The 16,624-nt window shown below is 48.7% G+C and carries 19 protein-coding genes; 14 read left to right on the top strand and 5 right to left on the bottom strand.

Annotation, left to right across the window (positions count from 1 at the left end; translation table 11 throughout):
* Positions 1 to 564 carry a dCTP deaminase gene (dcd, locus tag QZ367_RS06395; RefSeq protein ID WP_005871523.1) on the bottom strand — a complete coding sequence of 188 codons (564 nt, stop codon included), beginning with the start codon at positions 562 to 564 and terminating at the stop codon, positions 1 to 3.
* 174 nt (positions 565 to 738) lie between these two features.
* On the opposite strand from dcd, the gene QZ367_RS06390 reads away from it, so the two are divergent.
* On the top strand, positions 739 to 1,737 hold the full coding sequence (locus tag QZ367_RS06390) for a type II asparaginase (RefSeq protein ID WP_291939287.1): 999 nt from the start codon (positions 739 to 741) through the stop codon (positions 1,735 to 1,737).
* Between the two features lie 39 nt (positions 1,738 to 1,776).
* On the opposite strand, the gene QZ367_RS06385 is transcribed toward QZ367_RS06390, so the two are convergent.
* Entirely contained in the window at positions 1,777 to 2,073 is a 297-nt protein-coding gene (locus QZ367_RS06385; protein ID WP_291938705.1) for a hypothetical protein, read from the bottom strand.
* An 85-nt stretch (positions 2,074 to 2,158) separates the two neighbouring features.
* Between QZ367_RS06385 and accB the strand changes: the two genes are divergently transcribed.
* Positions 2,159 to 2,617 (top strand): acetyl-CoA carboxylase biotin carboxyl carrier protein, encoded by a 459-nt coding sequence (gene accB, locus QZ367_RS06380; RefSeq protein WP_291938704.1) that lies wholly within the window; start codon positions 2,159 to 2,161, stop codon positions 2,615 to 2,617.
* Complete coding sequence (locus tag QZ367_RS06375) at positions 2,614 to 3,951, top strand: acetyl-CoA carboxylase biotin carboxylase subunit (protein WP_291938702.1); 1,338 nt, start codon at positions 2,614 to 2,616, stop codon at positions 3,949 to 3,951. The genes accB and QZ367_RS06375 overlap by 4 nt, the downstream gene beginning before the upstream one ends.
* Before the next feature lie 622 nt (positions 3,952 to 4,573).
* On the opposite strand, the gene QZ367_RS06370 is transcribed toward QZ367_RS06375, so the two are convergent.
* Positions 4,574 to 5,575 (bottom strand): hypothetical protein, encoded by a 1,002-nt coding sequence (locus QZ367_RS06370; RefSeq protein ID WP_291938700.1) that lies wholly within the window; start codon positions 5,573 to 5,575, stop codon positions 4,574 to 4,576.
* A gap of 239 nt (positions 5,576 to 5,814) precedes the next feature.
* Between QZ367_RS06370 and QZ367_RS06365 the strand changes: the two genes are divergently transcribed.
* From QZ367_RS06365 to QZ367_RS06330, 8 genes are all read left to right on the top strand, one after another.
* Positions 5,815 to 7,053: a M20 family metallo-hydrolase gene (locus QZ367_RS06365; RefSeq protein WP_291938698.1), complete on the top strand. Its 1,239-nt coding sequence runs from the start codon at positions 5,815 to 5,817 to the stop codon at positions 7,051 to 7,053.
* 10 nt (positions 7,054 to 7,063) lie between these two features.
* Entirely contained in the window at positions 7,064 to 8,380 is a 1,317-nt protein-coding gene (locus QZ367_RS06360) for an amidohydrolase (RefSeq protein ID WP_291938695.1), read from the top strand.
* Positions 8,381 to 8,390: 10 nt separating this feature from the next.
* Positions 8,391 to 9,089: a dipeptidase PepE gene (pepE, locus tag QZ367_RS06355; protein ID WP_291938693.1), complete on the top strand. Its 699-nt coding sequence runs from the start codon at positions 8,391 to 8,393 to the stop codon at positions 9,087 to 9,089.
* 11 nt (positions 9,090 to 9,100) lie between these two features.
* Positions 9,101 to 10,444: a C4-dicarboxylate transporter DcuC gene (dcuC, locus tag QZ367_RS06350; protein ID WP_291938691.1), complete on the top strand. Its 1,344-nt coding sequence runs from the start codon at positions 9,101 to 9,103 to the stop codon at positions 10,442 to 10,444.
* 11 nt (positions 10,445 to 10,455) lie between these two features.
* Positions 10,456 to 11,688 carry a peptidase T gene (gene pepT, locus QZ367_RS06345; RefSeq protein ID WP_291938690.1) on the top strand — a complete coding sequence of 411 codons (1,233 nt, stop codon included), beginning with the start codon at positions 10,456 to 10,458 and terminating at the stop codon, positions 11,686 to 11,688.
* A 96-nt stretch (positions 11,689 to 11,784) separates the two neighbouring features.
* Positions 11,785 to 11,967, top strand: a complete 183-nt coding sequence (locus tag QZ367_RS06340; protein WP_291938688.1) for a hypothetical protein — start codon at positions 11,785 to 11,787, stop codon at positions 11,965 to 11,967.
* 262 nt (positions 11,968 to 12,229) lie between these two features.
* Entirely contained in the window at positions 12,230 to 12,436 is a 207-nt protein-coding gene (locus QZ367_RS06335) for a hypothetical protein (RefSeq protein ID WP_291938685.1), read from the top strand.
* A gap of 15 nt (positions 12,437 to 12,451) precedes the next feature.
* Positions 12,452 to 12,865, top strand: coding sequence for a hypothetical protein (locus tag QZ367_RS06330; RefSeq protein ID WP_291938684.1), 414 nt, complete (start codon positions 12,452 to 12,454; stop codon positions 12,863 to 12,865).
* 391 nt (positions 12,866 to 13,256) lie between these two features.
* Here the strand turns inward: QZ367_RS06330 and QZ367_RS06325 are convergent, their stop codons facing one another.
* Positions 13,257 to 13,943 (bottom strand): SapC family protein, encoded by a 687-nt coding sequence (locus tag QZ367_RS06325; protein WP_291938682.1) that lies wholly within the window; start codon positions 13,941 to 13,943, stop codon positions 13,257 to 13,259.
* A 149-nt stretch (positions 13,944 to 14,092) separates the two neighbouring features.
* On the opposite strand from QZ367_RS06325, the gene QZ367_RS06320 reads away from it, so the two are divergent.
* Positions 14,093 to 14,866, top strand: coding sequence for a 3'(2'),5'-bisphosphate nucleotidase CysQ (locus QZ367_RS06320; RefSeq protein ID WP_291938680.1), 774 nt, complete (start codon positions 14,093 to 14,095; stop codon positions 14,864 to 14,866).
* Positions 14,867 to 14,928: 62 nt separating this feature from the next.
* A complete protein-coding gene (locus tag QZ367_RS06315; RefSeq protein ID WP_291938678.1) occupies positions 14,929 to 15,312 on the top strand; it encodes a type II secretion system protein in 384 nt (127 codons plus the stop codon).
* Here QZ367_RS06315 and QZ367_RS06310 read toward each other — a convergent pair.
* On the bottom strand, positions 15,286 to 15,942 hold the full coding sequence (locus QZ367_RS06310) for a disulfide bond formation protein B (protein WP_291938677.1): 657 nt from the start codon (positions 15,940 to 15,942) through the stop codon (positions 15,286 to 15,288). The two genes, QZ367_RS06315 and QZ367_RS06310, sit on opposite strands and share 27 nt — an antisense overlap.
* Before the next feature lie 96 nt (positions 15,943 to 16,038).
* Between QZ367_RS06310 and QZ367_RS06305 the strand changes: the two genes are divergently transcribed.
* On the top strand, positions 16,039 to 16,608 hold the full coding sequence (locus QZ367_RS06305; protein ID WP_291938676.1) for a TRAP transporter small permease subunit: 570 nt from the start codon (positions 16,039 to 16,041) through the stop codon (positions 16,606 to 16,608).
* Positions 16,609 to 16,624 lie beyond the last annotated feature (16 nt).

Here is a 16,624-nt window from a genome sequence, read left to right as displayed (position 1 = left end):
TTAATCCTTTAGAATTCTAGGCAGCGTGATGCCTTTTTGGCTTTGGTATTTGCCCTTTTTATCGCAGTAGCTCACCTCACACGGCTCATCTCCTTGCAGAAACAAAACCTGCGCGATGCCTTCGTTCGCGTAAATTTTTGCAGGCAGCGGCGTGGTGTTGGAGATTTCAATCGTGATATGTCCCTCAAAACCGGGCTCAAATGGCGTTACGTTTACGATGATGCCGCAGCGCGCGTAGGTGCTTTTACCGAGGCAGATCGCAAGCACATCGCGCGGCATTTTGAAGTATTCGATGGTGCGCGCTAGCGCGAAGGAATTTGGCGGCACGATGCAGACGTCGCCCTCAAAATCCACGACGTTTTTTGCGTCGAAATTTTTAGGATCGACGACCGTTCCACCGACATTTGTAAAAATTTTAAATTCGCGCGCTACGCGTATGTCGTATCCGTAGCTGGAAAGTCCGTAGCTAACGACGCCGCGACCGATATTTTCCTCGCAAAAAGGCGCTATCATATCGTGCTGCTGCGACATCTGTCTGATCCATTTATCGCTTTTCAGTCCCATAAAATTTCCTTAAAATAATCAAAATTTTTCGCGCATTATAGCAGCAAAATAAAATATAATAAAAATTTTATGCTAGAATTTTGCTTAAATTATAAAAATTTTATCACTTTTTAAGGAGCAACTATGGGACTACTCAGGAAATTTGCGTTTATTACGTTTTTTATCGCGTCATCTTTGGCTGCTGCGAAGCCAAATATTTATATTTTAGCTACCGGCGGCACGATCGCAGGAAGCGGAGCGAGCGCTCTTAGCGGCGATTATACGTCGGGGACGAAGAGCGTGGACGAGCTTTTGGCGGCGGTGCCTCAGATAAACGATATCGCTACGATCAAGGGCGAGCAAATTTCAAATATCGGCTCGCAGGAGATGAACGATGAAATTTGGTTCAAGCTCGCAAACCGCGTAAGCGAGCTGCTTACTAAAAACGACGTCGACGGCGTCGTCATCATGCATGGAACCGATACGATGGAGGAGACGGCGTATTTTTTAAGCTTGGTAGTAAAATCTAAAAAACCGATAGTTTTGGTGGGCGCGATGCGAAACGCAGACTCGATGAGCGCGGATGGACCGCTTAATCTATACAACGCCGTTGCCGTCGCGGCAGATAAAAACGCTCGCGAAAAGGGTGCTCTTGTAGTAATGAACGACGAGATCCACGCCGCGCGCGAGGTTACGAAAACAAATACTACTAACGTTGCGGCTTTTGCCTCGCCGAATTCCGGCAAAATCGGCACCGTAAATTATGGCGTCATAAATTTCTATATGGCGCCGCTTCGCAAACACACCGTTGCAAGCGAATTTAATATCAAGGATATCAAGGCCTTGCCGCGCGTCGATATCATCTATGGACACGCGCAAGATAGCGGCGATTTGGTCGATGCAGCGGTGCAAAAGGGCGCTAAGGGCATTATTGTAGCGGGCGTAGGCAATGGAAATTTATATCCGGATTTGCAGGCCGCGCTCGCAAAAGCTAGCGAAGCGGGCGTGGTCGTTGTGCGCTCAAGCCGTACAGGCAGCGGCAGCACTAGCGTTAGCTCGGAGGTGGACGACGCAAAGCTAGGCTTTTTAACCGCAGATAATTTAAATCCACAAAAGGCGCGCGTGCTGCTGATGCTGGCTCTTAGCAAAACGAGCGATAAAGCGAAAATTCAGAGCTTTTTTGCGACACATTAACGCAGAAACCTCGCGCGGATATAATTTCGGCGCGAGGCTTTAAAATAAAATTTCGGTATAAAATTTTAAAGAAAAGCAAGGCGCAGGATTTTGATACGAGCCCGAAGGTGGAATTTTAAAGCAAAGTGCGGAATTTTCGCGCTCTGAGCTTGGGCATAGAATTTCGGTCGTAAAATTAAGCGTTAAATTTTTAAAGGATTTAAAATCATCCTGCGCTCTTGCGGCAAAATTCCGTGTCTCGCTTGCGAAGTTCGAGCTTAAAATGAACGAGGCAAATCGCAGCCTATAAATCCTTAAAATCAGTCCGCAAATTCTGTCGTAAATTTCGCTTTGCACTTCTTAAAAGTCCCGCAAAAATCCATTTAAAGAAACAATTATAAAAATTTAGCTAAAATTTCGCAAATTTTTTCAGGAGAAATTTATGACAAAAGCAGAAATCAAAGAGTTAATGGATTTTTTCGGCGAAAAGCAGGGCATTAACGAGCTAAAAATTAAAGATAAAGATTTTGAGATCGAGATAAAAAAATATGGCCCATGCGGTGGGAGCACGCCTCAGCTCGCCGCACCGGCACCTGCCCCGCAGCTTGCTGCGCCTGCGGTAAATGTGCTCGTGGGCGATAAGCCCGCCTCAAAAGGCGCGATGGATACGATCGACAGCCCGATGGTGGGTACTTTTTATAAGGCGCCGAGCCCCGGTGCGGCAGAGTTCGTAAGCGTAGGTCAGGTCGTGCATAAGGGTGATACGATCGGTATCATCGAAGCGATGAAGATTATGAACGAGATCGAAGCGGAATTCGACTGCCGCATCAAAAAAGCTCTCGTCGAAGACGGACAACCCGTCGAATACGCTATGGCGCTGTTTGAGGTCGAGAAGCTATGAGGGAGCTTAAGAAAATTCTAATCGCAAATCGCGGCGAGATAGCGCTTAGAGCGCTTCGCACGATCCAAGAGATGGGCAAGCAAGCCATCGTCGTGCACTCCACCGCCGATCAGGACGCGCTTTACGTGAAATACGCCGACGCGTCGGTCTGTATAGGCGGACCGCGCAGTAGCGATAGTTACTTAAATATCCCCGCGATCATCACAGCCTGCGAGCTAACCGAAGCTGACGCGATATTTCCGGGATACGGCTTTTTGAGCGAAAGTCAAAATTTCGTAGAAATTTGCGCTAAGCACGGCATTAAATTTATCGGCCCGAGCGTCGAGGCAATGACTTTAATGAGCGATAAGAGCAAGGCTAAGCAAGTGATGATGCGCGCGGGCATTCCTGTAGTGCCTGGCAGCGACGGCGCGATCGCAAGCGTCGAAGAGGCACGCAAGCTAGCCGCCGAAATCGGCTATCCGGTCATCATTAAAGCCGCAGCCGGTGGCGGTGGGCGCGGAATGCGCGTGGTCGAGCGCGAAGAGGATATCGAAAAGCTCTTTTGGTCGGCAGAGAGCGAAGCGATGAGCGCATTCGGCGACGGCACGATGTATATGGAAAAATATATCACAAACCCGCGCCACATCGAGGTTCAGGTCTTAGGCGACGAGCATGGACACGTCGTGCATATCGGCGAGCGCGACTGCTCAATGCAGCGCCGCCACCAAAAGCTGATCGAAGAAAGTCCAGCCGTGATCTTGGATGAGCCGACGCGAAAAAGCCTGCATGAAACGGCGGTTCGCGCCGCTAAGGCGATCGGATACGCAAGCGCTGGAACGTTTGAGTTTTTATATGATAGCAAGGACAAGAAATTCTATTTCATCGAGATGAATACTCGCTTGCAGGTCGAACACACCGTAAGCGAGATGCGAAGCGGGCTCGATCTGATCGAGTGGATGATCCGCATCGCGCAGGGCGAGAAGCTGCTACCTCAAAGCGAGATAAAATTTAGCGGGCATGCGCTTGAGTGCCGCATTACCGCCGAGGACTCCAAAAGTTTTATGCCAAACCCGGGCAAAATCACAAAATACGTCGCTCCTGGCGGCAGAAACGTGCGTATGGATAGCCACGTCTATGAGGGCTACTCGGTGCCGCCTTACTACGACAGTATGATCGGCAAACTCATCGTTTACGACAAGGACCGCGCGCGTGCGATTGCGAAGATGAAAGTCGCGCTAGATGAGCTCATCATCGGCGGTATAAAATCGACGCGCGATTTTCATCTTAGGATGATGAATAACCCCGATTTCGTGGATAATAACTACGACACAAATTACCTAGCCAAGCATTAAATTTAAAATTCCAAGGGATGATACTCTTGGAATTTTAAAATTTATTTGAAATTCTGCATTCAAGATTCTGCTTTAAATTTTTCATTTAAAAAGCTACTTGAAATTTTGTTTTAAAATTTTATTGCGCCACGCTTTAAATTTTGCTATTAAATTTGCCGCTAAATTGAGTAGTAGCATGAGATACGCTGCGATTTGTGCGTGTTTTCACTGCGAGATCAGCGCTAGGCCGGGTTTAAATTTAGATTTTACGTCGACCAAGGCGGTTAAATTTAGAACGCACATCCTGCCGCCGCAGATATTCGCTTCCGTCCGCGCGGTTTAGCGGATGATGTGGGCTGCTGTGGCGTTTTTGTTCTCATCCCACCAAATAAAATTTAAGATTTATGACATATGCGTGTTGCGTCGCATATCTTGATGACCGGCTGCCGACGTGCGCGAGTAAGCGGTATAAAATTTACTGCGCGCGCCGCCTGCACCCGTTCGGCATAAATTTTATCGCGCTCGCTGTTGCGAGAGCGAAGTAGTATCGAGCCGCAAATTTTAAACTATCTCGCTGTGCGCGCCAGAGGCGGTGATTTGCTTTACGAGTAGAGCATTTCAGATTCTCAAATCGTCAAAATTTTCAAACTCTAAATTCCTCGTAAAATTTATTCAGATAATCGGCGTAGTAGAAGTTTTGATTTCTAGCGTCAAATTTACCCGCCAGTTCCAAAGCCGTTTTGTAGTCGCCCTCATCACCGAACGCGCTAACTGCGATGAAAAATCGCAGGTCGTTCAGATCGTCGTTGCTATCGAGTATGGCGTGCGAGTGTTTGCGAGCTAAGCTTAACGCCGTCTCGCGCTCGTCCAGCCTAATGGCGATCTCGATTAGCGGCGCGATCTGGTTTATGACGCGAGGATTTGACTCGATCGTCGCCGCGGCCTTTGGTAAAAGAGTTTTTGCCTCTTCTATCTTGCCTGCTTTAATCATACTAAAAAGTATCGGCGCGTAGGTTATGTGCGGCACCTCGGAGCAGGTTAGTTCGCCCGAGAGTATCGGCGCGGCTAGCTCAAGCGCCGCTGCGTGCTCGCCTGCAAAATTTAAATACGCGATCTCGTCCGATGTCTCGCACGCCTCGCAGTCGGCCATATCGTCTTTGGCGAGCTTTTTCCACAGCTCGTAGTTTGCCTTCGCCTCTCTAGCGTCGCCCATGTCGATGTTTTGATTCATCAAAGCCTTGTAGTAGGCCGCCAACGAGAGTTCCAAGCGCTCGTAGTAAAACAGCATCGCTTCGTTTACCTCGTCTATGAGCTCCTTTTCGATTACAGAGCTTTTGGCGATGCCCGAGACGATCCATTTAAATTTCCACAGGCAGTCCGTAAAGTCGTCGAAATTCGGGTATTCGCTTTCTTTTAAATTTTGCGCGATGTAGTTCGTGAGCCACATTAGAGCTCTGGTTCTTAAAAACGCGCCGAATTTTTCAAATTCGTCGTTTAGCACAAAGTCGCAAATTTGCGCGGCAAATTCGAAATTTTCCGCTTCTACGGCGTCTCTTATCGCGCCAAACAGACACTCCTCCTTATCTATCACGCTTTTAAGCCCATTTAGCTTTTCATAAAGCCCCTCTAGCAAGCCCTGTCCCATTCCTACTCCTCATTAAATTTTGCGATAATTATATCCGTTTAGTCTGAAGTTAAGCAGGCTCGTCGCGATTTTAAAGCCTAAAAGGCAAAAATTAAAATTTAAGAGCTATTTTTAAAACAGCTCTGCTCGCGTGCCGTTTTAGCGCCCTATTTGCTGCCGCGATAGGTAAATTTCAGCTTTGTTATATAAATTTAATATTAAAATGCCGTACACATAAATTTTTAAGAAAAGGGGAATTTATGGAGATAAACATGCAGCGCTTTAAAGGCGAGTTCGAGCAGATAAGCCGCTTCGGGGCTTTGGCGGGCGGCGGGCTTACGCGGCTTGCGTTTTCGCGCGAAGATAAAGAGGCGCGCGACTTCCTCATATCGCTACTTCAAAAAGAAAATTTTAAGATCAAAATCGACGATGCAGGCAATATTTTCGCTAAATTTGGAGGCGTTAAAAATCCCGATTTGCCGTCTGTCAGCGCAGGCTCGCATATCGATAGCGTGCCGCAGGGCGGCTTTTACGACGGCACGCTAGGCGTCATGGCCGCTTTAGAGGCGATCCGCACGGTGCGAGATAGCGGCGAGGAGCTTGCGCGCCCGCTGGAGCTCATCGTCTTTGTTTGCGAGGAATCAAGCCGCTTTAAAATGGCGACCGTAGGCAGCAAGATAATCAGCGGCAAGCTATCGCGGCAGCGGCTAGGCGAGCTGAAAGATCGGGACGGAATTTCGCTGTTTGACGCTATGCAGAGTTTCGGGTTAAATCCCGCAAATTTAAAAAGCTGCGTCTTGCCCAAATCCAGCTTTCATAGCTATATCGAGCTTCATATCGAGCAGGGGCCGGTATTGCAGCGACGCGGCATCCCAGTAGGCATCGTCACGGGTATCGCTGCGCCCGTGCGATACGAGCTGCGGATCGAGGGCAGAGCCGATCACAGCGGCGCTACGCCGATGGATATGCGCTGCGACGCCCTAGCTTGCGCTAGCGAGATCGTTTTAAGCGCGGAGAGGATCGCCAAGGAGGGCAAAACTACGGTTGCGACGACGGGCTATGCAAATGCGCTACCCGGCGTGCTAAATGTGATCCCCGGCTCCTGCACGCTAGGTCTTGATATACGCGATATAGACGAGGATGCGCTTAGGGCGGCGGACGATAAAATTTGCGCCGCGATAGATGAAATTTGCGCTCGCAGAGGGTGCAGATTTGAACTAAAAAATCTCATCAAGGATCGCCCCGTAAAGCTAAGCGAGGAGATGATAGATCTGCTTGAGAGCTGTGCTGGCGAGCTTAAAATTCCAAGCCTAAGGCTTCCTAGCGGCGCGGGACACGATGCAATGAATATGACGGAGCTTGCGGATCGCGTGGGGATGCTTTTCGTACCGTGTAAGGACGGTATCAGCCACAACGTAAATGAAAGCATAAACTGGCACGACGCGTTTGCCGCTACGAAGGTTCTAGCCGCGGCGATGTTAAGCTTAGCCAAAAAATAAAGGAGAAAAAATGGATGCTATCGCACAAAAAGTAGAGGCGCTAAAAAGCGAGATGATCGGGGATCGCAGGTTTTTTCACTCGCACCCCGAGACGGGCTGGTTTACCTTTTTTACGACCGCGGTTATCGCAGATCGTATGCAGCGCTTGGGCTATGAGATAAAGCTCGGTCGCAAGGTTGTAAAGGCTGAAGCCAGGCAGGGCGTAGGTAGCAAGGATGCCTGCGAGAAGGCGAGGCAGCGCGCCGAAAAGCTGCTAAACGCAGATCAGATAAAATTTCTTGATGCGATGGAGGATGGGCTAACGGGTCTCGTGGCCGAAATAGACACGGGGCGCGCGGGCAAGACGGTCGCTTTTAGATTTGACATAGACGGCGTGGACGTGACCGAGAGCACGGACGCGGATCACCGTCCTTTTAAAGAGGGCTTTCGCTCAGACATTAGCGGCATCACGCACGCGTGCGGGCACGACGGGCATATCACGATGGGACTTGCTTTAGCAAAGCTGATCGCGCAAAACTTAGACGATTTCAGCGGTAAATTTAGATTTATCTTCCAAACCGCCGAGGAGGGTACCAGAGGCGCCGTAGGCATGGAAGCTGCGGGCGTCACCAAGGGCGTGGATTATCTGCTGGGCGGTCATATCGGCTTTCAGGCAAACACGATGAGAGGCATCATCTGCGGTACCAAAAAGCTACTTGCGACCACTAAATTTGACGTAAGCTTAAAAGGCAAGTCCGCTCATGCCGCGGGCGCGCCGCAAAACGGAGCCAACGCCCTGCTTGCCGCAGCCGAGATGGCGCTTGATATGCACGGCATCACTAGACACGCAGACGGCGTCACGCGTATCAACGTAGGCGTGCTGCGCGCGGGCGAAGGACGCAACGTCATCGCGCCCAACGGCTATCTCGCGTGCGAGACGCGCGGCGAGAGCACGGAACTGAATGAGTTTATGAAGGCCAAGTGCATGGACATAGTGGAGGGAGTTTCTAAAATTTACGGCGTCAGCTACGACGTGCAGGTCACGGGCGGCACCGCAGGCGGCGATAGCGACGAGGCCACCACGCAGCTTTACGAGGATGCGGCGAAGGCGTCGCCGTTTATCGACGACGATAAGATCGTAAGAGAGCTAAGCTTCGGCGCATGCGAGGACTTCGCGCACTTTATGCGCTCGGTGCAGGACGCGGGAGGCAAGAGCGGATATTTGATGATCGGCACGACGCTTGCGGCGGGGCATCACAACGCCAAATTCGACTTCGACGAGGACTCGCTGCTTGCGGGAGTGGACGTGTATCTGCGCTGCGCGTATAAGCTAAACGGTAAAGCTTAAAGGAGATGAGATGAAAAAAGCACTACTTCTAAGCGCTTCTAGTTACAAAGACAGCGGCTATCTGAACCACTGCAAGGGGTGGATCAAGGAATTTTTAGGCAGGTTATGGGAGGATGAAATTTTATTCATTCCGTTTGCGGGCGTTAGGCGCACAAGCGAGCAATACGAGCAGAAGGTCGCAGACTGCTTGGAGAATAGCAATATCAGATCGATTCACCACTTTTCCGATATGAAAGCCGCTGTTAAAAATGCAAAATCGATCTGCATCGGCGGCGGCAATACCTTCGTGCTGCTAAACGAGCTTTATAAATTTGATCTTTTAGGCGCGATCAAAGACGCCGTGGATAGCGGCACGCCGTATTTCGGCTGGTCTGCGGGCGCAAACGTCGCAGGCAAGACGATGATGACTACCAACGACATGCCGATCGTCTTCCCGCCTTCGCCGGTGGCTCTTGGGATCTTTCCGTATCAGATCAATCCGCACTTCATAAGCGGTAAAATTTCAAACCACAACGGCGAGAGCAGGGAGGAGCGGCTGGAGGAGTTTTTGATCGTCAATCAAAATGACAGCGTCTATGCTATGCCCGAGGGTAGCGCGTTTTTGATAAACGGAAACGAGTGCGAGGTGATGGGGCATGCGGACGTGCTAAAATTCGAGTATAAAAAAGAGATCTCGCGCATCGCCGTGGGAAGTAAATTTAAAATTTAAAAGGAGTTATCGTGCAGACACTTAGGTTACTTTTGGCGCTTGCGGGTATCGTCGCAGTCGTCGCTTTGCTAATCATGAAAAAGGATACTAAAACCGTGCTTATCGGTGTGGGTTTGGTACTGTGCGTGCTTTGCCTAAAGCCTCTGGACGGGCTGGGCGCCTTTACCTCGTATATGACTAAGGCGGGGCTTATTAAGGCGATATGCGCCAGTATGGGTTTTGCCTTCGTGATGAAATTTACCGAATGCGACCGCGCTCTTGTAAATTTACTCACCAGGCCTCTTGGAAATATCGGATTTTTATTGATCCCTATCGTCGTGGCGCTTACATATTTTATCAATATCGCTATCCCCTCCGCTGCGGGCTGCTCGGCTGCGGTCGGCGCTACGCTGATCCCCGTGATGATGGCTGCGGGCGCTAAACCGGAGATGGCGGGAGCTGCGGTATTTGCGGGCACTTTCGGTAGCGTTTTAAGCCCGGGCTCGGCGCACAACGTATTTGTCGCCGATATGGTAAAGGCGCACAACCCATCCTATACGGTTCAAGACGTCATCGGGGTGCAGTTTTCTAGCGCGATTACCGCTTTGATCGTGGTTTTGATCGTAATGAGTATAACGGCGATAGTTTGCAAAGACTACACCAAGGGGGTGAATTATCTAGCGCAAAAAGAGGGCGGCGCAAATTCCGTTGCGTCAAATTCCGCCGACGGTTCAAATTTAGACGCGCAGCCTCAAAAGATAAACGTCTTATACGCGCTTATGCCGCTAGTGCCACTAGTGATCTTGGTAATCGGCGGCACGAGCCTAAATCAGGTCTCTTTCCTAAAGTGGACGAAGATGGGCGTCGCCGAAGCGATGCTACTGGGTGCTATCCTCACCATCGCCGTTACTCTAACCGATCCTCAAAAAATTACGAAGGAATTTTTCAAAGGAATGGGTAGCGCGTATGCCGAGATCATAGGCATCATCATCGCAGCAGGCGTCTTCGTCGCGGGGCTTAGCGCGTGCGGCGCGATCGATTTCGTAATCGAGTGGCTTAAAAACGAGCAGGGCTACGTAAAATTCGGCGGAACCTTCGTGCCGTTTTTTATGGGCGTCGTAACGGGCTCTGGAGATGCGGCGTCGATGGCGTTTAACACCGCCGTGACCGTGCACGCCGACGCGCTGGGTTTTGAGCAAGATAAGCTCGGTATGGCGGTTGCGATAAGCGGCGCGCTAGGCAGGAGCGCATCGCCGATCGCGGGCGCTTGCATCGTTTGCGCGGGACTTGCGATGGTAAGTCCTATTCAGATCGCTAAAAGAACGGCTCTAGGGATGTTTCTATCCGTCTGCGTCATCGCATTTGTCATTTTATAAAAGGCTTATTTGTGGATATCGTGCAGAGGTTTTTAAACTACACCAAGATCAACACTACCACGAATAGAGTCGCGGGTGCAGCGGGCATAATGCCCTCAAACCCCAAGGAGCTTGAGCTTGCAGGCCTCATAAAAAACGAGCTTGAAGCTCTGGGCATAAAAAATATCAGCCTTAGCGAAAAGTCGATTTTAATCGCTAAAATTCCCTCAAATTTAGACGCGCCCGCTGCGAGAGTAGCGTTTTTTGCCCACCTCGATACCAGCGCTGAACAGAGCGGCGACACCAAGGCTCAGATCGTAAGATACGAAGGCGGCGATATCTGCCTAAATAAAGAGCTAGAGATCTATCTTAAAGCGAGCGAAAATGAGGAGCTGCAAAATTATAAAGGAGATGAGATCATCGTAACGGACGGCACCAGCTTGCTAGGCGCCGACGATAAGGCGGCGATCGCCGCGATTGTAAATGCGCTGGAATTTTTCGTCCAAAATCCGCAGATCAAACACGGCGAAATAACCGCTTGCTTCGTGCCGGATGAGGAGCAGGGCTTGCTAGGGGCAAAGGCGCTGGACGTAAGCGAGGTAGGCGCGGATTTCGGCTACTGCCTTGATTGCTGCGGCATCGGCGAGTTTATCTACGAGAATTGGAACGCGGGCGATTGCGTCGTTACCTTCAAAGGCCAGTCCGCTCATCCGATGAACGCCAAGGGCAAGCTCGTAAATTCCTTGCTTTTGGCGCATAAGTTTATCTCGCTGCTGCCCGCGGGCGAGGCGCCCGAATACACCGAGGGTAAGGAGGGTTATTTTTGGGTCAAGGAGCTTAGCGGCAACAGCGCAAAGACCGTCCTAAAGATCGACGTGAGGGAATTTGACGAGAAAAGATACGAGCAGCGCATGGAATTTTTGCAAAAAACTGCGGACGGGCTTCGCGCGATCTGGGGCGATCGGATCGAAATTTCGCTAAACGATCGCTATAAAAACGTCTATAACTTTTTGAAAAACGATGATGCGCCGGCGATACGCTTTGCGAAGCAGGCTTTTAAAAGCCTGAATATCGAGCCTAAGATCAAGCCTATGCGAGGCGGCTACGACGGCGCCGTCATCTCCGCAAAGGGGCTGCCGTGCCCGAACCTCTTTACCGGCGGGCATAATTTCCACTCGATCTACGAATACCTGCCCGTAGGCTCTTTAAAAGCGGCGAGCGAAGTGGTTAAACAGATCATAACGCTAGCGGCGGTGCGAGCCTAGCTAGGGCGCTTTCTACTCCGCGCACAGATTTGATTTTAATTTAGCTCGTTCATTCCGCCGCGAAATTTTACTCTGCAGGACGTAATTTTTGGCCCCGTGGCGACGGATGATACCGGCTACGACTACGACGTGGCTTTTGTGCGGTACCATTGTAGCGAGGAGATGGCGGAATTTCTGCTTGCGCTTTATGATAGCGACGCGTGCGTGGGCGCGGTGGATCGAAACAGCTTCGAGTTTAGCCTGCAAGCTGCGCGATTTAACTACGCGGGAGAACGCTAATTTTTACGCTTCTAGCGCGTCGCGATGAAACGGCAGCTTCTAGACTGCGTATAGTCTTATAAAATTTAAGCTGATTTGATGTGCATTTCGCGCCGAACGTGGCTTTGAAATTTAACGCGTGAGCTATGGATTTGACTTGCGATGCGGGCTCAAGCGCGCAATTTTCGGGCCCTATTTGCAAACTAGACGAAATTTTTGGCACGGTAAAAGTAAAATTTAACCACACAACGCGCTAAAATTTAAAGAAAATCAAGGAACGAAAATGGGAAAATCCGCCTTGGTGCTTGGCGCTACGGGCGTCGTAGGCAGAGAGCTGGTGCGCGAGCTTTGTGATAGCCCGGGTTACGATGAGGTAGAGGCATGGGCGCGCCGCGATATAGGCTTTTGCCACCCTAAGCTTCGCGCGCGGATCATTGATTTTGAGGGTATCTCGGATATCGCACCGCATAAATTTGACGAAATTTTTTGAGCGCTGGGCACGACGATGAAGCGGGCGGGCTCGCGCGAGGCGTTTTTGCGCGTGGACGTGGACTACGTCTATGCGGCGGCGAAGTGGGGCAAAGCAGCGGGCGTGCGGCGCTTTGTGCTCGTATCATCTCCGGGTGCGAACGAGGGTTCGCCAAGCTTTTATCTGCGCGCCAAAGGACGTATTGAGCGGCGCGTGAGCGAGCTTGGTTTTGAGAGTCTTCAGATCGTCCGTCCGCCGATAATCTTGGGCGAGAGACCTGATGCTCGCCCGCTAGAACGGCTCGCGGCGGCGGTTTTTAAACTGCTGCCCGCCTGCGTGCTCGGTAAATTTAGACCTCTTAGCGGCGCAAGTATCGCTCGCGCGATGATAAATGCGGCTCTCAGCGATGCGCACGGCGTGCAAATATACGAGCCGCAGGAATTTCTATAAATCGCGGATGGAATTTCGGCGCAAGAGCGTGGCTTGGGTTAAATTTAAAACTAAAGTTTTAGGCAGTGTGGATAAAATTTTATAAATCGATCTACTTAAATTAAATTTTAAATTTAATATAATTTTATAGTAAAATTTCTCGCTTGAAATTTTCAGCGTGGAATCTTGCATACTGTGTTGTTGCAAAATTTTGTTATAAAACCCTATGCTAAAATTTTAGAACTAAATTTGCGGTGTATTTAGTTTAGCCGCGAATAAAGCCTCCTAGGGCTTCAAGCTCGCATGCGGTTATGGCAACTTCAAGCCCCGAAACAATCGTAAGTTTTGCAAGTTTTATAAATCCGCGATATTAAATCCTAAAAATTATGAGCTACTTAGGAGGCGAAAACGTCTATTTTTTCGCTTCTTTCGGCGCGGTCGGCGGGTCGAGCTGCATGATCTTATCGCCTAGGCGCTGAAAATTTGCAAGGCTTTTTAAGTGGAAATACGCTAGCTCTAGATATCCGCGGCGCGCGAAATCCGCGAGTTTTTTATCGCTTAGCTTCAAAAGCTTCTCGCGATTTACGACCGAAAAGCCGTTCAGCAGGGAGGATTCCTTGCCGCTAGAGTTGATACCGAGCTCTTTGGCTTCTAAAATCCCCGCCTTTTGAAATTCCGCCGCTGCAACGCGCGTGCGCATATCTAAATCGGCGTAATTTTTCATCACCTCTTTTAAATTTTGTAAAAACGGCGTCGGCTTACCGTCTTTAAAAAGCGCCTCTCCGTCGCCCTTGATCTGCTGTGCGTCTTTATCGAAGCAGATCGCGGTCTGTTCGCCGATCTGGGCTAGGAAAAACGGATAATTCTGCACCGAAGAAGGCACCGTTCCTTTATAATCCTTATCGATTAGAACGTTTTTGGTACGCCCTAGCAGCGCCACCATTTTGGGCTCTTTTTCGATAGTAAATACTATAACGAGGTTGTCTGCGCAAAACGGGATCTCCGGCGCGATCACCGGCACGAAAGGCGCGGTGGGGAATGCATCCGCGTGATATTGTAAATCCGCGTGTTTAACGCTATCTAATACGACTGGAGTCATGTTGATCCTTTAAAAAATTTTAGCAATTATATAAAAAAGAATATTAAAATTCTAAAGGATTTTGAAATTTCACTTGTTTTTATTTGCGTAAATTTAGACGTTTGGAATTTTAAATTTGATAGAATTGCCGGTAAATTTAAGGAGCGAAAGTGGGCTTGGATGAGCTTTTGGCGCTTGCCGAGGATGCCGCGAAAAAGGCAAACGTCGCGATAATGCAAAACTACGACAAATTCGATGTCTTTGTCAAAGCGGACAGATCGCCACTTACGAATGCCGATCTCGCGGCAAATGATGTGATAATGCGCACGCTGGAGCCTAGCGGCATCGCGATCTGCTCGGAAGAGTGCGTACTGGATAGCAAACGGCGCATGAGTGAGGAGAGATTTTGGCTGATAGATCCGCTGGACGGCACAAAGGAGTTTATCGCGCGCAACGGCGAGTTTTGCGTCTGCATTGCGCTGATCGAGCATGGGCGCCCAATTTTAGCAGTGATCAGCATACCAATAAGCGGCGATATATATAGCTCAAATGGCGGCGGAGTTTATAAAAACGGCGTACTGCTCGCTCGCCCCACTAGCGCGCCGCAAATCTTCATGCAAGGGCACTATAGCAGATCCGCAAAATACGTGCAATTTGCGCAGAAATTTGGAATGCAACTAATGTGCAAAGGCTCTGCGATAAAATTTTGTATTTTAGCCGAGGGGGGCGCCAGCGCATATGCGAGATTTAGCGACTGCTCGCTTTGGGACATCGCCGCGGGGGATTTTTTGCTGCATCAAAGCGGCGGAGCGGTAGTAGATCTAAAGACGATGAAGGCACCGCTTTATAACGGAAAAAGCCTGATAAATAACCACTATTTGGCGGTCGGCGCGAGTGCTATGAAAAATTTATCTGAAATGTTAGAGTTTGCAAAGAATTTTTAAGCTAAATTTATAGTAAACGTCCTATAATGTAAGTCCAAAATTTTTTATCAAAGGATAAAAACATGAAGGGTTTTACTATGATCGAATTAATTTTCGTGATCGTGATTTTAGGTGTTTTGGCGGCAATTGCCATCCCAAAACTAGCAGCTACTAGAGACGATGCTGAAGTAGTGAGGACGGCGCATAACGTAGCTACGTCACTCAACGATTTAATGGGTTACTATACGGCACAAGGTGAATATAACCAGGATTTTTCACAAATGATGAATGTGCCAAATCCTATAAAGGTTAAAGGTAATATCTGCGCTACATATACATATGATAACAAGGAGCAAGTTACTTTAACCAAAGGCAGAGATGGTTTATGTGATCGGGTATGGAGTATGCCGGGACTTAAAAATATAGATAATATCTATAGTTCAAACGCTCTTATTATCGTCCAATAACCTATTTTGCGTGGGACTTAAATCCCACGCCCTTTTATTTATAAATCCAAGAAAAATTCCAATTATCCAAACAGTTCCGAAAAATATAAAGATAAAACTCCAAAATTGTGCTAAATCCACGTTTTTACTTGCCGGGAATAGATACCAGCCTCCGCTATAAAGCGCCGTTAGTTTGGCTTGCAGCCCCTCTAGCGTTGTATCGGTCGGCACCACTGGTACGTCGAATGCGCAGCTATTAAATGGCTTAAAAATTGGCACTACTCTTAGATCAAAATTTAAAAATTTCACCGCTCCACCACAGCCGCTCATCCCGCTCATATCTCCGCTCCCTCGCAGCACCGTGTGAATTTTAGCTAAATTTAATGACGATACAAAGCCCAGCGTCGCGCCGTAAAACCACACCGCATATCCGCAGATAGCGCCGTAAATGTCCTTGCCGCAAACCGCTAAAATCACCGCTCCTAGCGCTATGGCGCAAAGTGCGAATCTCACGTGAATGCTAAAGCTTTCCGGATAGATAAAAAGGAATTTTTGCAAGAAAAAATATGAAAATGCTAGCCAAAAAAGCGCCCAGATAGCGCAAAAAGCGAGAAATTTTTTAGAGTATCTGTTTTGAAATTTTAAAATCATAAAAATCCTTTCCGCGCATAATTTTATAATAAATTGCAGATATTTTTGCTAAAATCCCAGCTTTTATAACAAAAATTTCAAGCAAAGGGTAAAATTTTGAGGAATTTTTTACGCAAATTAGAAAGAGCTTTTGATGCGTTCGCAAATATTTTAGGCGTATTGAGTATCGTATTTTTGGCGCTTTTAGTTATAGTCGTTTTTTACAATGTTGTGGCGCGTTATCTTTTTCCAGCCGCAAATTCCGTCGCTATGCAAGAACTTACATGGTGGCTATATTCGGCGATGTTTTTATTCGGTGTGACCTACGCGCTTAAAGAAAATGCTCACGTTCGCGTGGATATTTTTTACGAAAAATTTAATCCCACTGCAAAAGCACTCATAAATATCTTAGGCACGATATTTTTCATTTTGCCTTTCGTAGCGCTCGTGGCGTTTTTTTCGATCGATTATGTGAGCGAGGCTTATACGAGCCATGAGGCCAGCGCCAATCCCGGCGGTATGGAGCATCTTTGGATCATCAAGTCCGCAATCACGCTTAGCTATGCGTTTTTATTTATCTACGCATTTGGATTTTTGATTAAAAATATTAACGCCCTGCTTGATGTTAGGGAAAACAAAGGCTCGGAATTTCTTAGTGGGAATTCTTCGGGCGCACAGAGTGTGTGAGGGCAAAATGAGCTTA

This window comes from Campylobacter sp., assembly GCF_019423325.1.
Lineage (GTDB): Bacteria > Campylobacterota > Campylobacteria > Campylobacterales > Campylobacteraceae > Campylobacter_B.
Note: the sequence above shows the minus strand (reverse complement) of the source record. Positions and strands in the feature narration are given on the sequence as shown.

Coding starts and splice junctions, on each gene's coding strand:
- dcd (WP_005871523.1), bottom strand. CDS start 564: ATGGGACTGAAAAGCGATAAATGGATCAGACAGATGTCGCAGCAGCAC.
- accB (WP_291938704.1), top strand. CDS start 2,159: ATGACAAAAGCAGAAATCAAAGAGTTAATGGATTTTTTCGGCGAAAAG.
- QZ367_RS06375 (WP_291938702.1), top strand. CDS start 2,614: ATGAGGGAGCTTAAGAAAATTCTAATCGCAAATCGCGGCGAGATAGCG.
- QZ367_RS06370 (WP_291938700.1), bottom strand. CDS start 5,575: ATGGGACAGGGCTTGCTAGAGGGGCTTTATGAAAAGCTAAATGGGCTT.
- QZ367_RS06365 (WP_291938698.1), top strand. CDS start 5,815: ATGGAGATAAACATGCAGCGCTTTAAAGGCGAGTTCGAGCAGATAAGC.
- QZ367_RS06360 (WP_291938695.1), top strand. CDS start 7,064: ATGGATGCTATCGCACAAAAAGTAGAGGCGCTAAAAAGCGAGATGATC.
- pepE (WP_291938693.1), top strand. CDS start 8,391: ATGAAAAAAGCACTACTTCTAAGCGCTTCTAGTTACAAAGACAGCGGC.
- QZ367_RS06335 (WP_291938685.1), top strand. CDS start 12,230: ATGGGAAAATCCGCCTTGGTGCTTGGCGCTACGGGCGTCGTAGGCAGA.
- QZ367_RS06330 (WP_291938684.1), top strand. CDS start 12,452: ATGAAGCGGGCGGGCTCGCGCGAGGCGTTTTTGCGCGTGGACGTGGAC.
- QZ367_RS06325 (WP_291938682.1), bottom strand. CDS start 13,943: ATGACTCCAGTCGTATTAGATAGCGTTAAACACGCGGATTTACAATAT.
- QZ367_RS06315 (WP_291938678.1), top strand. CDS start 14,929: ATGAAGGGTTTTACTATGATCGAATTAATTTTCGTGATCGTGATTTTA.
- QZ367_RS06310 (WP_291938677.1), bottom strand. CDS start 15,942: ATGATTTTAAAATTTCAAAACAGATACTCTAAAAAATTTCTCGCTTTT.